General features: G+C 67.7%; 13 protein-coding genes and 3 other RNA genes. 10 read left to right on the top strand and 6 right to left on the bottom strand.

Features of this window, described 5'->3' with window-relative positions; translation table 11 throughout:
- Positions 1-555 carry a putative Fe-S cluster assembly protein SufT gene (gene sufT / locus ACCQ01_RS04885; protein ID WP_011036085.1) on the bottom strand — a complete coding sequence of 185 codons (555 nt, stop codon included), beginning with the start codon at positions 553-555 and terminating at the stop codon, positions 1-3.
- A gap of 173 nt (positions 556-728) precedes the next feature.
- Between sufT and ACCQ01_RS04880 the strand changes: the two genes are divergently transcribed.
- The 5 genes from ACCQ01_RS04880 to ACCQ01_RS04860 all read left to right on the top strand — a co-directional run bounded on the left by ACCQ01_RS04880 (position 729) and on the right by ACCQ01_RS04860 (position 3,432).
- The gene (locus ACCQ01_RS04880; RefSeq protein WP_070692021.1) at positions 729-1,148 is read left to right on the top strand and encodes a hypothetical protein; all 420 of its coding nucleotides are present in this window, start codon (positions 729-731) and stop codon (positions 1,146-1,148) included.
- Positions 1,149-1,498: 350 nt separating this feature from the next.
- A complete protein-coding gene (locus ACCQ01_RS04875) occupies positions 1,499-2,062 on the top strand; it encodes an RNA polymerase sigma factor (protein ID WP_076039494.1) in 564 nt (187 codons plus the stop codon).
- Positions 2,059-2,412 carry a hypothetical protein gene (locus tag ACCQ01_RS04870; RefSeq protein ID WP_228423909.1) on the top strand — a complete coding sequence of 118 codons (354 nt, stop codon included), beginning with the start codon at positions 2,059-2,061 and terminating at the stop codon, positions 2,410-2,412. The genes ACCQ01_RS04875 and ACCQ01_RS04870 overlap by 4 nt, the downstream gene beginning before the upstream one ends.
- Positions 2,413-2,417: 5 nt before the next feature.
- Entirely contained in the window at positions 2,418-2,897 is a 480-nt protein-coding gene (locus tag ACCQ01_RS04865; protein ID WP_228431606.1) for a DUF3106 domain-containing protein, read from the top strand.
- 460 nt (positions 2,898-3,357) lie between these two features.
- A non-coding RNA gene (locus ACCQ01_RS04860) (sX9 sRNA) lies at positions 3,358-3,432 on the top strand.
- Between the two features lie 406 nt (positions 3,433-3,838).
- Here ACCQ01_RS04860 and ACCQ01_RS04855 read toward each other — a convergent pair.
- On the bottom strand, positions 3,839-4,498 hold the full coding sequence (locus ACCQ01_RS04855) for a TetR/AcrR family transcriptional regulator (RefSeq protein WP_115555474.1): 660 nt from the start codon (positions 4,496-4,498) through the stop codon (positions 3,839-3,841).
- Positions 4,499-4,639: 141 nt separating this feature from the next.
- Here ACCQ01_RS04855 and ACCQ01_RS04850 point away from each other — a divergent pair, with 141 nt between their 5' ends.
- Positions 4,640-5,503, top strand: a complete 864-nt coding sequence (locus ACCQ01_RS04850) for an alpha/beta hydrolase (protein WP_228431605.1) — start codon at positions 4,640-4,642, stop codon at positions 5,501-5,503.
- A gap of 63 nt (positions 5,504-5,566) precedes the next feature.
- Here ACCQ01_RS04850 and ACCQ01_RS04845 read toward each other — a convergent pair.
- The 4 genes from ACCQ01_RS04845 to ACCQ01_RS04830 all read right to left on the bottom strand — a co-directional run bounded on the left by ACCQ01_RS04845 (position 5,567) and on the right by ACCQ01_RS04830 (position 10,629).
- Positions 5,567-5,641, bottom strand: a non-coding RNA gene (locus ACCQ01_RS04845) — sX9 sRNA.
- A gap of 68 nt (positions 5,642-5,709) precedes the next feature.
- Positions 5,710-5,784, bottom strand: a non-coding RNA gene (locus ACCQ01_RS04840) — sX9 sRNA.
- Positions 5,785-5,845: 61 nt separating this feature from the next.
- Positions 5,846-8,194, bottom strand: a complete 2,349-nt coding sequence (pacR, locus tag ACCQ01_RS04835; protein ID WP_228431604.1) for a PacR family protein — start codon at positions 8,192-8,194, stop codon at positions 5,846-5,848.
- Positions 8,195-8,415: 221 nt separating this feature from the next.
- Complete coding sequence (locus tag ACCQ01_RS04830) at positions 8,416-10,629, bottom strand: DUF1631 domain-containing protein (protein WP_228431603.1); 2,214 nt, start codon at positions 10,627-10,629, stop codon at positions 8,416-8,418.
- A 130-nt stretch (positions 10,630-10,759) separates the two neighbouring features.
- Between ACCQ01_RS04830 and ACCQ01_RS04825 the strand changes: the two genes are divergently transcribed.
- Genes ACCQ01_RS04825 through ACCQ01_RS04810 form a run of 4 tightly spaced genes read left to right on the top strand, consistent with a single transcriptional unit; the run spans position 10,760 to position 13,650 of the window.
- A complete protein-coding gene (locus ACCQ01_RS04825) occupies positions 10,760-11,335 on the top strand; it encodes a nitroreductase family protein (protein WP_228431602.1) in 576 nt (191 codons plus the stop codon).
- Positions 11,332-12,330, top strand: a complete 999-nt coding sequence (locus ACCQ01_RS04820) for a 5'-3' exonuclease (protein ID WP_042596331.1) — start codon at positions 11,332-11,334, stop codon at positions 12,328-12,330. The genes ACCQ01_RS04825 and ACCQ01_RS04820 overlap by 4 nt, the downstream gene beginning before the upstream one ends.
- On the top strand, positions 12,327-12,878 hold the full coding sequence (locus tag ACCQ01_RS04815; protein WP_012439149.1) for an NUDIX hydrolase: 552 nt from the start codon (positions 12,327-12,329) through the stop codon (positions 12,876-12,878). The genes ACCQ01_RS04820 and ACCQ01_RS04815 overlap by 4 nt, the downstream gene beginning before the upstream one ends.
- Complete coding sequence (locus ACCQ01_RS04810; protein WP_228431601.1) at positions 12,859-13,650, top strand: N-formylglutamate amidohydrolase; 792 nt, start codon at positions 12,859-12,861, stop codon at positions 13,648-13,650. Before ACCQ01_RS04815 ends, ACCQ01_RS04810 begins: the two co-directional genes overlap by 20 nt.
- The last annotated feature ends 183 nt before the right edge of the window (positions 13,651-13,833 follow it).

Here is a 13,833-nt window from a genome sequence, read left to right as displayed (position 1 = left end):
TCAGAGCATGCCGGTCTCGAGACGGGCCGCTTCAGACATCATATGCCGGCCCCACGGCGGGTCGAAGACCAGCTCGACGTCGGCCTCGGCAATGGTCGGGATCATTTCCACCTTGCTGCGCACGTCGTCGACCAGGATCTCGCCCATGCCGCAACCGGGCGCGGTGAGGGTCATCTTGACGTCCACCCGGCGCTGGTTGTCTTCCTCGCGATGGCTGACCACCGCCTCGTAGACCAGGCCCAGATCCACGATGTTGAACGGAATCTCCGGGTCGAAGCAGGTGCGCAGCTGCTGCCACACCAGCGCTTCCACTTCTTCGTCGCTGGCGTTCTCCGGCAGTTCCAGCCCCGGTGGGGCCTCCTTGCCGATCGCATCGCCGTCCTTGCCGGCAATACGGAACAGGTTGCCTTCGACGAAGACGGTATAGCTGCCACCCAGCGCCTGGGTGATATAGCCGTAACTGCCTGCGGGCAGGGTCACCGAATCGCCCTGCGGCACCATGACGGCATCGCAATCGCGTTCGAACTGGACGGGTTCGCTGCTACGGGAATACATGGGCTGGATATGGGGCCGCGTCGGGAGCGCGCAAGTCGGCCATTCTAGCCGACCACAGCGGGCAGACCGCCGATTGCGGCGTGCAGCACGGACGACGCTGCATTCCATCCGCCAGCGCTGCACACCGCAACGGCAGCACGCGCTCTATCATGTGCGCACTGTCAGGAGTTCCAATGCCGCCCACCTCTGCGCCCGCCAGAACCGCTCACTGGCTCTGGCCCCCGCTCCTGCTGCTGGGATGCGTCACCGCCCTCATCGCCTGGATCCTCGTCGCGCTGACCCTGGGCCATCAATCCGGCTGGATGGCGGTGCTGGTCGCGCTGGAAGTGGCGTGGATGCTGCGCCTGGGCACCTTGCCGGCTGGCCCGCTGCGCGTGGGCATCACCCTGGTGTCGACCGTGGCGCTCATCGTTGCGGCCAACTGGGGCATTGCGTCGGCACAGCTGGGCGGCGCACTTGGCCTGGATCCGTGGACCTCGTCGCTGAAGATGGGCGCCGGGCTGGCCTGGACCCTGCTGCAATTGGCCAATACCGGGTTCGACCTGGCCTGCTATGTGGCCGCGCTGGGACTGGGCTGGTGGGCCAGCCGCTAGCTGGGGTTCCCCGTGCCCGCGCGCGTGTGCTGGCAGTGTGGGCCGTGATGCTTCGCTCGGACCCGCCGGCGTTGGTGCCTACTACTTCAATGGACCGGTGGTCGCCTCTTCGGCTTGTTTGCGAAGCAGGCAGATCAGGCCCTCAGTTCGGCCAATCGCTGCCACTTGTTTCGGCGCGGTTAGTCCCGCCTCGGTGACGCATGCAGTGGCCCTCGGGCGCTTCGCAGCAGGCATCCCGGCCCGCCGCGATTTTTGCCGAACTCCCGTGCCCCGCCTTGCCCGTGTCATCGCGTGTCAACCCGATGGCTGCCCGTGCGTTGACGGCATATCGTCTTCGCGGAAGCTACGCTGTGCTGGTGGGAACCCCTTTCGATCCGCAACCTGCTGCACCGGCATCGGCGGCGCCTGTCTCGCTGGACGCGTTCCTGTCCGGGATCGGGCCGCGCGCGTTCCGCTTTGCCGAGGCCGGTCTGCGCCATCGCGAGGACGCGCTGGACGCGGTGCAGGACGCCATGGTGCGGCTACTCGGTTATCGCGATCGCCCAGCCGAAGAATGGACCCCGTTGTTCTGGAGCATCCTGCGCAGCCGCATCATCGACCTGCAGCGGCGGCGCAGCTTCCGGCTGAAGTTCTGGGCCCCGAACGAGCGTGCCGACGACGAGGGCAGCATCGACTGGCTCGATCCGGGCATCGGCCCAGCCGGCGAACAGCAGCAGCAAGAGGCCTATCAACGCCTGGTCGAAGCGCTGCGCACATTGCCGGCACGCCAGCGCGAAGCCTTCACGCTGCGCGTGCTCGAAGACCTGGACGTGGCCACCACCGCCAAAGCGATGGGCTGCTCGGAAGGCTCGGTCAAAACCCATCTGTCGCGTGCGCGCGACGCATTGCAAAAACAGTTCGAGGATTTCCTGTGAACCGCTCCCACGACCCGGCCCAGTTCGATGCGCAGATGCGCCGGCTGCACGCCACCGCACTCACCACCTTGCCACCGGAGACACTGGCCCAGCTGCGCCAGGCACGCCATGCGGCCGCCGCCCAGCGTTCGCGACGCCTGCACTGGCTGCTGGCCACCGCGTGCTCGGCGCTGCTGGCGGTAGGCATCGGCGTGCAGTTGCGTCCCGCCGAGCAAGCACCGGCAACCACGACCACGCAGGTGGCGACCACTACACCGGCCGCCACGAGCACCGACACCGATGACCTGCTGACCCAGAACCCGGACCTGTTCGTCTGGCTCGGCTCCGATACCGCCCTGGCCATGGAATGAGCACGATGACCCGCACCACGCGCCTGCTGTTGACTCTGCTGCTGTGCGCTTCGCCTTGCGCGGCGCTGTGGGCCCAGGACCGCCCACCCGGCCCGCCGCCGGGGCCGCCACCGCACGATGGGCCCGGCCCACACGGCGCCGAGACGCCCATGCCCGAATGGGACACGTTGAGCGCGCAGCAACGCCAGGTCTTGATCGACGCCTTGCGCGAGCGCTGGAACGACGCGCCGGACGAGCGCCCGCGCATGTTCCGGCACGCACGCCGCTGGCTGGACATGACCCCGGAACAACGCAAGCAGGCCAAGGCCGGGATGGACCGCTTCCGCAACATGAGCCCCGAGCAGCGCCGCGAGGCCAAGGCCCTGTTCGAGCGCATGCGCACACTCAGCCCGCAACAACGCAACGAACTGCAGCAGCGCTGGCAGAAAATGAGCCCGGCCGAGCGCAGCGCCTGGCTCCGCGCGCATCCGCCGGTCGATGATTGAGCGCATGCGCCGCGTTGGCGCGTGCGCGTAAGTGTTCGCTGGGCTGGCGGTATCGGAACCCGGAGACGCTGCACCTGCACCGTCCATCGCGAAGACGTCCGGCTCGCCCCGCTGCAGCGTCATCGCAGTGCCTGGCAGAGCAACCGCACCTAAAACACGCGCTGAGGATGCTCGATCCAAAGACGCGCATCGAGAGAATCGTCGTTGCCGACGCATGTGCATCGCCTCTTGCGGCGTACCTTCGTTGGCAACGCGTGCTGCAATAGACATACGCAGAAAACGCTTCGCGAACTTGCTGCACGAGCACTCGGCCAACAGGATCGAAATCTGGCGAGCGAGCAGTCGCCACCTGCAATGCAGCTATCGCACATAGCGAGTGCCGGCGGCCTATTGCATTAAGAGCAGCTATCAAAACGACTGCGCAGCCACCAGGCGGGCGCGGCCGGTGCTCGGTATCGGCATGTACCCGCGTACACTCCGGTTCCTCCGCGCCGTCCGCACCCACCTGACGGCTGCTCGATACGTTTTGTTAGCCGCTCTAAATCAAGTTGATCCTCGCGTTGGTCGCCTAGCGATCGCTGCGACGTCGGCTGTCGTCAAACGACGCGACGAGCACGATCCCTGCGTGAAACATTGCATCCGCAGCACGCAGCCTCCCACTCCGGTACTGGCTTGCGACATACCACTCTCGCTAGCTGCTGGTGGTGACTTACTGGGACTGCCTATTTTTGCTGCTTGATGTTTGCTGATCGCTGTGTCTGATTGCTACCAGCTGCCTGCTACTTTTTGCCTGCTGTCCGCTGAGCACCGCCTGCGCTTCCCAGCCGCTAATTGACGATTGCCGCCAACCACCTGCACTGCGCCCAGCTCCAAGGCGAGGCCCGATTGCTGCGTACGTCATTACGCCAGGCTCGCTTCCATGAAAAACAGCTAGCCTGCAATCAGGGCGCCAGCAGCGCCGGGATCAGCGGCGCGAAGATCAGTTCTGGCGGGAACAGCGGCACCGACTGCGCGGGGTGGTCGATCGCCAACGCGGCATACCCATGCGCCGCGCTCCAGGCCAGCAGGGTGCGCTGCTGCAGCAGCTCGGCCGGCGGGGGGCTGCCGTGCTGCGCACACCAGGCGGTCGACAAGGCATTGCGCAGGCAAGCGCGCGCCGCCTCACTGGCCTGGGCCAGGCGCGGCAACGGATGTGCGCGCAGATCCAGACTGAGCATCAGCCGGAAATGCTGTGGAAATTCGATCGCAAAGCGGATGTAGCCCAGCCCGCAGCCCATCACCGGGTCGCTCACGTTCTGCTGGGTGGCCGCAATGCGCGCGACCATGCGCTCGTAGCCGTCGGCCACCATTTCCGCCACCAGGCCATTGAGCGAGCCGAAGTGGTGCGCCGGTGCGGCATGCGACACGCCGGCGCGGCGGGCGCAAGCGCGCAAGGTCAGCGCGCGGGCGCCCGACTCGGCCACGATCTCCCACGCGGCCCGACGCAGTGCAGCGGGTAAATCGCCGTGGTGATACGTGCCGGGCGCATCTGACGGGGTGGTGATAGCGCTCACGGTGCGGTCCTCATGGGGCAATTCTCGTCTGGCGCGCGCATGTGGCATGCGTTCCTCTCGCGGCTCTCATCATGAGACCAGGGCAGTGAACCAATCAATCTTGACGGTGACAAGATGCGGCAGGCAGACTCGGCCATACCGACTCCTCGGCACCGCCTGGCTGGATGCCCTCCCTTCCGGATTTCTTACATGCGCCCGTCCCGCCCCCCCCTGCGTCTTCGCCTGCTCCGCACCGCCCTGGCCACCGCCAGCCGGCTCGCACCCGGCCCCACCGGCCGCTATCTGGCCAAGCGCTTCGTGACGCCGTTGCCCGCAACGCGCCGTCATGCCGCTGCCGCGCTCGCCAGCCTGCCGGACACGGCCCGCCACACCCTGCGCATCGCCGACACGGATGTGACTGTCTATTGCTGGGGCGACCCGGCCGAGCATCCGTATGTGCTGCTCTCGCATGGCTGGTCGAGTTTCGGGCTGCGCTTTGCCGCCTGGGTGCCGCGCCTGCAGGCGCTGGGGTATGCCGTGGTGGCCTTCGATCAGGCCGGCCACGGCGCCAGCAGCGGCCGTCTCAGCAATTTCCCGCACTTTGTCGAGGTGCTGCGCCACATCGGCCGCCATTTCGGCCAACCAGCGGCCTTCATCGGCCATTCGATGGGCGCCTCGTCGGTGGTGTTCGCCGATGAAGCCAGCTGGCGACCGGCGCGCTATGTGCTGATCGCGCCACTGCTCACCCCGGCCAAAAGCGCGGAACGCCAGTTTGCCGCCGCCGGCATCGCCGCACGCACGTTCGCACCGTTCGAACAGTGGCTGTCCGAGCTCACCGGCAAGCGCTTCGCCGACTTCGATGCCAGCGAACGTCTGCCGCACTTCGATCGCCCCGCGCTGATCATCCACGACCGCCGCGACCGCGAAACGCCGTGGGAAGAAGGTGCGCGCTTCGCCGCACTGTGGCCGGGCGCGCAGCTGGTCAGTACCGAGGGCCTGGGCCACAACCGCATGGTCGATCACGCCTCGGTGATCGATCAGGCACTGCACTTTGTCGGCCCGGCGTCTCGCTGAGGCCGGCAACGGGTCGCCGCGCATCCCGCACGGTCATGGCGACCGTGCGGGCGTGCGTAGAGCAGCGAACACAGCGGAGCGAGTAATCGTCAGGCGGGTGCAAACGGCGCGGAAGAACCACAGTGTCCGCGGGCACATGAGGATGCCGAGTACGGGCGGCACGCACTTGGAGGCGACGCAGCCGTTCTGAGAGGCGCGCTTAGAGCGGTTAACACAACGGAGCAAGCAGTCGCCAGGTGGGTGCGAACGGCGCGGAGGAACCGGAGTGTCCGCGGATACATGAGAACGCCGAGCACCGGCCGCGCCCGCCTGGCGGCGGCGCAGCCGTTTTGACAGCGGCGCTTAGTGCACGGTGCCGTTGTTGAGCGGGTCCAGGCGGTCGATCACACCCTGCATCGCGCTGTCGAACGCGCCGTCGTTGATGTGCTCGCGCAGCCGCCCCAGCCGCACCATCACTGCCAGTTCTTCCGGCGAAGCGACGCAGAAGCGCACGCCACGCCGGTTGACGAACAGCAGCCGTGAGGAGATCGGGCTCACCCACGACAGCTTGCCCGCTTGCACCTTGCCGTCCTTGTCGACGAAATCCAGCCAGGTGCCGATGTCCATCGCGCGGAACCGCTCCGCATCGGCGCTGTCGATGCTCTGTGCCACGGCTTCCGCGCCCAGCACCACGCTGACGCTCTCGGCCGCCGGCGGTGGCAGGTTCACCTGCGGCAACTCCGGCAAGGCCTTTTCCAGCTCCGGCCGCGCCTCGGCAATGGCCTGCAAGGTGTCGTGCAGCGCGGTGATCGCCACCACCACGGCATCGCCATGCAATCCCACGCTGGCAAACACACGGTGCAGCGCCGGTTGCCAGGCCTGCAGCCACGGCTTGCCGATGATGTGGCGGCGCGCCTCGGCCAGTTCCTCCAGCACGCCGTCCGCCATTGCCAGCGCCTCGACGGTTCCGGGACCTTCGTCGCCGTCGCGCAGGATCGCCATGGTCAGGTGATGCAGCCACGGCTGGCGCAGGAAATCTTCCACGGCCTTGGGCAATGGCGCGCCGGCCTGCACGCGCTGCTCCAGTTCCAACAGCGCGCGGGCGCGCGCCAGTTCGAGTTTTTCCTGGCCACGCTGGGTTTCGGTAGCGCGGCGTTCGGCAATTTCCACCCGGCGCCGGTGCTGCGACAGGAAGTCGCGGAATTCTTCTTCCAGGGTGAGAAAGATCGCCAGATTCTCGTTGAATTCGGCCACCAGACGGTCGACGATTTCTTCGACCTTGCCCATCAGCACGCGCTCGGCAGCGCTGTCGCCGTTGTTGCCTTCGCAGGCCTCGGCCAGCGAATTGAGCAGGCGCCGCGCCGGATGGGTTTTCTGCACGAACATCTTGCGGTCCAGCAGCGCCACCTTGACGAAAGGCACCACCAGCCGGCCGATCATCTCGCGCGAGCGGTTTTCCAGGTCGCGCTCATCCAGCATCACGTCGAACAGCATGCCGACCAGGTCGATCGCATCCTCGTCCATCGGATCCAGCTTTGCGGTGGCCGGGTCCACGCCCAGACGCGTGGCGCTGTTGAGTACTTCGTTTTTCAGACGCTGCGCAAGCGATTCGTTGTCGTCGCCGATCGCCGCCTGCAGCGTGGCACTCGGCGTGGCCTGTAGCAGCGACAGCACCGACATCATCTCGCGCTGGCTCAGCGGGCGTTGCTGCCCCACCGCCACGGATGCGGCGGATGCGGCGTTTTCGCGCACGTTGCGGGTCTGCTGGAGCAGCTCGTGCAGCGCATCGAGCAGCATGCCCTGGCTGCCGCCCGGGTGATCGGCGTCGCCGTCTCCGCCCGCATGGCCATCGGCACTGCCGCGCTGCGCGGCCGCCTGCATGCGCCCGCGGCTATGCGCCCAGCGATCCAGAAACCGGTTGGCCCAGGCCGGCGCGTACTGCTCGTTGGGGTCTTCACCGCCGGCTTCGCCATCAAATCCCTGGCCATCAGCAGCGCTGCGTTCGCCCTGCGCCTGATCGCGCGGCTGCATACGCGGCGGCGCACGCTTGGGCTGGGAAATCTCGGGCATCACCCCGGCCTTGGCAAGGGTCTCGTCCAGGCGGGCGTATAGCTTGCCGATCGGCTCGGCCAGGTCGCGCTCGCACAGTTTGATCAGCACCAGGCGCACTTCCGGCGCCAAGTCGCAGGTGGCAAAGGCTTCGTGGATGGCTACGCCCAGATGCTCGGGGCCCACCGGGTTGGTATCGGCCACCAGCTCCAGGCCGCCAGCGATCCAGCCCAGGCGACGATCGATGCGCGCCAGCACCTGCTTGAAATCCCGTAGAAGCACGGTGGCCAGGTTGCGCACCGCCAACCGCGATTCCAGCACGTGCTCGGGCACCAGGCTCAGCGGACCGGTACCCATTTCGCCGGCCAGCACCACCTCGGCCGACAGCGGCGTGCCTTGCAGCACGGCCTGCCAACCGGCCTCGAGCTGCTGGCGGAATTGTGCGCAGACCTCGTCGCGCTTGCGGCGCAGTTCGCGCATGCCATCGAGAAACAGCAACTGTGACGCGCCCGCGGATTCGGCGCGGTCGAACAGGACATCATCGAAATGTGCCACTGCAGCTGCAAATACCTGCGCGATCGGCGGCACGAAGACAGCGTGCGCCTGATCGAGCAAGCGTTGGTCACGGCCCGGGTGTCCCGACGGACTGGGCTGGAAGGTCATGCGCAAAGGCTCCCCGCCTTTGCAGGCGTGAAAATTCTCGAACGAGGAAAAACAGACGCGGCCCCAAATTCCGCCCTCGCATGGTAGGCGGTTCGTATGCGCGATAAATGTGACGAAGTTCTCACTTTACTCGTGACCGCCCTGGGTTCGCATGGCAGTCGGACATCGTAGCCCCTGCATTGCACTGGAGCTTGCCAGAATCGGCCGGGCGGCGGCCAAGGTTAAGCATGCGCGGCGCCGGAACCATCCAGGCGGTCCACCACCCCTTGCATGGCGCTGTAGAAGGCATCGTCCTCGCGGTGCAGGCGCAGCCGGTCCAGCCAGACCATCATGGCCAGTTCTTCGGGCGAGGACACGCACAAGCGCCCGCCACGGCGGTTGACGAACATCAGCCGCCCGGAGATCGGGCTGATCCAGGACAGCTTGCCCGGCTGTACACGCCCGGCGCGGTCGATGAAGTCCAGGCAGGTTCCCAGCGGCAACCTGCGGAAGTAATCGGCGGTGACGCGGTCAAATTCCACCTCGGCGGAGGCGTCCAGCATCGGGGTCAGCGGCTCGGCCACCGCATCGGCGGGGCTGGCGCCAACCCGCAAGGTCGCCAGGATCGGCGCGGCCGCGCCCTGCCCGGCCACCAGCGCGTGCTGCAGTTCCTGCAGCGCCTGCTCGGCTTCGCGCTGGGCCAGCCCGGCCTGGGCAAACGCCTGCAGCAATGCCGCGCGGTACGGCTCCAGCGCTTCGCCGCCGCCGGCCTGGCTCAGCTGCGCCAGCACCGCGTCGCCGAGCGCCAGCGCCTCTTCGAGCAGCGGGCCGGCGCCATCGCCGCGCAACGCCGCCTGCTGCACCGCCGGGTGCCAGACGCGGCTGAAAAAATGCTCCACCACCGGCGGCAGCGAGCCGCGCGCCAGCCGCTCCGCCAACGCCTGTGCGGCGACGCCGCGCGCACGCTCGCGGCGTTCTTCGGCGCGCTGCAGTTCATTGGCACGGCGCTCGGCGATTTCCACCCGGCGCCGGTATTGCTCGTAGCTGGCGCCGAACTCGGCCTCCAGCGACAGAAACACTGCCGGGTGCTCGTCGAAATCGCGCACCACCTCGTCCACCGCGGCCTGCACCTGCGCCAGCAACGCCTGCTCGGCCGAGGTTTCGCCACCGTTGCCGTCGCAGGCCTCCACCAGCAGGTTGAGCAGGCGCCGCGCCGGGTGGCCATCGCGCACGAACAGGCGGCCGTCGAGCATGGCCATCTTGGCCATCGGCACCAGCAGATGGCCAAGCAAGGCGCGCTGCCAGTCGGACAGATGGCTCTGCACCAGGATCGCTTCGAACAACAGCGCCACCAGGTCCAGCGCGTCTTCGTCGTCGGGATTGAGCCGGGCGGTGGCCGGGTCCACGCCCAGCGAGGCCGCCGCACGCATCAGCTGCTGGCGCAGCCCGCGCGCCAGACCCAGCTGCAGCCCGTCGATGGCCTCGAAGCCGGCCTTGGGCATGGTCTGCAGCAATGACAGGGCCGAGACCACTTCGCGCGGCGACAGCAACCGTTGCTCGGTGGAGACGGGTCCCTGGTCCGGCTCGCGCTGCCGGCGCGCATGCTGCAGCAACTGATGCAGCCCGACCGGCAGCACGTCGCGGCCGGTGCGCAGATGCACGTCGATGACCTCCACCCCGACCAGCGCACTCTGGCCGCCGGACCAGTCGGCGAAGAAGCGTGCGATCCAGTCGGGCGCATCGCCGCTGTCTTCGCCCACTGCCTCGCCCTGGCGCGGAATCCCGCGCCGGCGGCTGCGTGCCTGTGGCAGGTCGCGCAGGCGCGCCACCTGTGCCAGCGCCTGTTCGAGTTCGCCGTAGCGTGTGCCTACGCGGTCCATCAACTGCTGCTCGCACAGTTTGATCACCGCCAGATGCACCTTCGGCGCCAGGGTCACGCCCTGGAAGGCTTCGTACAGCGCCACGCCCAGGTGCTCGGGGCCAAACGGATTGCTGTCGCCGTCAATGCGCAGCCCGCCGGCAATGAAGCCCAGGTAGCGGTTGAGCCGCATCAGCTCCGGGCGCCACTGGTGTTGCAGGGCGCCCGCCAGGTTGCGCACCGCCAGGCGCACCTCCAGGTCCTGTTCGGGCAGCAGGCTCAAGCCCGCGCCGCCGCGCGCCAGGGTGCGGTCGGCCGACAGCGGGCGCCCGGATTCCAGGCCTTGCCAGGCCTGCGCCAGATGCCCACGGAAGCGCGCGGTGATCGGCTCACGTTGCTGGCGCAGCGCCTTGATCGCTTCCATGAAATCGTTCTGCGCCGGGCCGGCATCGGCCGCCAGCCGGAACAGCGACTCGGCCAGCACGTCCTGCACGTCCAGGAACGCGTCGGCCAACGGCACGAGCACCACCTCGCGCACCTGATCCAACAGTTGCGGGTTGCGGCTGGGAAGCGCATCGGTGGACAGGAACTGGGTCATCGGACGACGCGAAGGGCACGCATGAAGAAGGATCTGCCATGGCAGGCGGACAGCGCCCGGCTGGCCATGGTGCAACGGGCGTTGGGAAGGGCCCGTCTATAATCGAGCACCCCCGCCGTGATCCGGAATTATGCACGCACCGTATTCGCTCCAGGCGCTGGACGCCCGCCGCTCGGTTCCCTCCAAACAACTCGGCGAGCCCGGCCCGGACGAGGCCACCTTGTTACGCATGCTCACCTCGGCGGTGCGCGTGCCCGACCACGGCAAGCTGGTGCCGTTCCGCTTCCTGCGCATCGCCGGCGATGCACGGCAGGCGCTGGGCGAATTCCTGGCCGAACGCACCCTGGCAGGCGATCCGCTGACGCCGCCAGCGGCCGTGCAAAAGGACCGCGAACGCTTCAGCCAGGCGCCGCTGGTGATCACGGTCGTTGCTACGCTGCAGCCGGAGCACAAGGTGCCCGAGCAGGAACAGTTGATGACCGCAGGCTGCGTCTGCTTTGCGCTGCTGCAGGCCGCGCAGGCGCATGGCTTCGGTGCGCAATGGCTGACCGCCTGGATGGCCTACGACCCGGCGGTGGGCGGGTACCTGGGGCTGGGCGAACACGAGCGCGTGGTCGGCTTCATCCACATCGGCACACCGCGCATGCAGGTGCCCGAGCGCGAGCGCCCCGACCCGCGCGCGTTGCTGCGCGACTGGACACCGTGACCACGCCCGCGCCCCCGCTTGCCACCGCGCCGCTCGCCGCGGCGCTGCAAACGCCGCGCCCGGTGCCGCTGTATCTGGTCGATGCCAGCCTGTACGTGTTCCGCGCCTGGCATTCGATCCCGGACGAGTTCCAGGACGCGCAGGGCTGGCCCACCAACGCGGTGCATGGCTTTGCCCGCTTCCTGCTGGATCTGCTCGAACGCGAGCGCCCGCAGCACATCACCATCGCGTTCGACGAAGCGCTGGACAGCTGTTTCCGGCATGCGATCTACCCTGCTTACAAGGGCAACCGCGAGCCCGCGCCGGACGCACTGCGTCGCCAGTTCGCGCATTGCAAGGCACTGTGCGCGGCCTTGGGGCTGAGCGTGCTGGCCCATCGCGAATACGAAGCCGACGACCTGATTGGCAGCGCGCTGCACAGCGCGCGTGCGCAGGGCCTGCGCGGCATCATCGTCTCGGCCGACAAGGACTTGTCGCAGCTGTTGTTCGAACACGACGAACAGTGGGACTACGCGCGCAATGTGCGCTGGGGCATGGACGGGGTAAAGGCTCGCCATGGCGTGCACGCGCACCAGATGGCCGACTACCTGGCGCTGTGCGGCGATGCGATCGACAACATCCCCGGCATCACCGGCATCGGCGCCAAGTCTGCAGCGGTATTGCTGGCGCACTTCGGCAGCCTGGATGCCCTGCTCGAACGGCTGGACGAGTTACCGTTCCTGCGCTTGCGCGGCGCCGCGCAAATGGCGCTGCGGTTGCGCGAACAGCGCGAGCACGCCTTGCTGTGGCGTCAGCTCACCACCATCGCGCTCGATGCGCCGCTGGAACTCACCGAGTCCGGCTTCACGCGCGCGCCCGCCGATACCGACATGCTGACCGGCCTGTGCGACAGCCTGCGCTTTGGCCCGCTCACGCGCCGGCGCCTGCTGGCCGCCAGTGGCGGCGCCGTGCTGCCGCCACCTCCCGCTTCCCTGTCCCAAGGTCCCTTTCCATGAATCGACACGACACTCCGCCCACCGTGGTCTACGAAGGCAAGTACCAGCGCATGGTGGTGCGCGGCACCTGGGAATATTCCGAGCGCGTGCATGCTGGCGGGCTGGCCGCGATCATCGTGGCAGTGACGCCGGACGATGCAATGCTGTTCGTCGAACAATTCCGCGTGCCGTTGCAGGCGCGCACCATCGAAATGCCCGCCGGGCTGGTGGGCGATATCCATGCCGATGAATCGATCGAGCTATCGGCGATCCGCGAGCTGGAAGAAGAAACCGGCTGGACCGCCGACCATGCCGAAGTGCTGATGATCGGGCCGACCTCGGCCGGCGCCAGCAGCGAGAAGATCGCCTTCGTGCGCGCCACCGGCTTGCGCAAGGTTGGCGCAGGCGGCGGCGATGCCAGCGAGGACATCACCGTGCATGAAATCCCGCGCGCGCAGGTGGGCGCGTGGCTGGTGCAGAAGATGGCCGAGGGCTACCAGATGGACCCCAAGTTGTGGGCCGGCCTGTACCTGGTCGACCACGCACTGGATGGCACGCCGCGTGGTTGAGGTGGCCGCCCCGCTGCTCGGCACGGATGACCCCGCGCCGTTCACGGTGCATAACGCACAAGGCGCATCGCCGTGGTTGTTGATCGCCGATCACGCCGGGCAACGTGTGCCGGCGCGCTTGCACAACCTCGGCCTGCCGCAGCACGAACTCGACCGGCATATCGGCTGGGACATCGGCATTGCCGAAGTCACGCGCCGGTTGGCCGAGCAGCTGGACGCATTTGCGATCAGCCAGACCTATTCGCGGCTGGTGATCGACTGCAACCGCCCGCACGCTGCCGCCAGCCTGATGCCGGAGGTCAGCGACAGCACGCCGATTCCCGGCAATGCCGGGCTGACCGACAGCGCGCGCCAGCAACGTATCGACGCCATCTTTGCGCCGTACCACGCGCGCATTGCCGCCGAACTGGACGCACGCGCAGCACGCGCCCAGCCGACGCTGCTGATCTCGATGCACAGCTTCACCCCGGTGATGGCGGGGATCGCACGGCCCTGGCATGCGGGCGTGCTGTACAACCGCGACACGCGCCTGGCGCATCGGCTGCTGCAGGCTTTACGCGCGGAACCTGATCTGGTGGTGGGCGACAACCAGCCGTATGCGGTGAGCGATGCCACCGATTACGCGATTCCGGTGTACGGCGAAGGCCGCGGCCTGCCGCATGTGGAGCTGGAAATCCGCCAGGACCTGATCAGCGACGCCGCCGGCCAAGCCGCCTGGGCACAGCGGCTGGCGCGGCTGTTGCCGCCGCTGGCGGAGGGTTTGCTGGGCTAAGTACCGCGCTGGTTTGTTGAGCTAAACGCCGCGATGGTTTGCCGGGCTGAAACAGCGGCGTAGGAGCGCGCTTGCGCGCGATGGGGCGTTATCGGTAATCCCTATCGCGCGCAAGCGCGCTCCTACGTAAGTTGGTCGTTGCATTAGCGCATCGCATTGCATTGGCGCGCTGAATTCGGCAAC

This window comes from Xanthomonas sp. NCPPB 4037 (genome assembly GCF_041475695.2).
GTDB lineage: Bacteria > Pseudomonadota > Gammaproteobacteria > Xanthomonadales > Xanthomonadaceae > Xanthomonas > Xanthomonas campestris.
The sequence above is the reverse complement of the archived record's forward strand: the minus strand, read 5'-3'. Positions and strand labels throughout refer to the sequence as shown.

What these genes read in the sequence shown, in the direction of transcription:
- ACCQ01_RS04855 (WP_115555474.1), bottom strand. Translation starts at nt 4,498, where the DNA reads ATGCCACATGCGCGCGCCAGACGAGAATTGCCCCATGAGGACCGCACC.
- ACCQ01_RS04815 (WP_012439149.1), top strand. Translation starts at nt 12,327, where the DNA reads ATGAATCGACACGACACTCCGCCCACCGTGGTCTACGAAGGCAAGTAC.
- ACCQ01_RS04810 (WP_228431601.1), top strand. Translation starts at nt 12,859, where the DNA reads ATGGCACGCCGCGTGGTTGAGGTGGCCGCCCCGCTGCTCGGCACGGAT.
- ACCQ01_RS04825 (WP_228431602.1), top strand. Translation starts at nt 10,760, where the DNA reads ATGCACGCACCGTATTCGCTCCAGGCGCTGGACGCCCGCCGCTCGGTT.
- ACCQ01_RS04850 (WP_228431605.1), top strand. Translation starts at nt 4,640, where the DNA reads ATGCGCCCGTCCCGCCCCCCCCTGCGTCTTCGCCTGCTCCGCACCGCC.
- sufT (WP_011036085.1), bottom strand. Translation starts at nt 555, where the DNA reads ATGTATTCCCGTAGCAGCGAACCCGTCCAGTTCGAACGCGATTGCGAT.
- ACCQ01_RS04830 (WP_228431603.1), bottom strand. Translation starts at nt 10,629, where the DNA reads ATGACCCAGTTCCTGTCCACCGATGCGCTTCCCAGCCGCAACCCGCAA.
- ACCQ01_RS04880 (WP_070692021.1), top strand. Translation starts at nt 729, where the DNA reads ATGCCGCCCACCTCTGCGCCCGCCAGAACCGCTCACTGGCTCTGGCCC.
- ACCQ01_RS04865 (WP_228431606.1), top strand. Translation starts at nt 2,418, where the DNA reads ATGACCCGCACCACGCGCCTGCTGTTGACTCTGCTGCTGTGCGCTTCG.
- pacR (WP_228431604.1), bottom strand. Translation starts at nt 8,194, where the DNA reads ATGACCTTCCAGCCCAGTCCGTCGGGACACCCGGGCCGTGACCAACGC.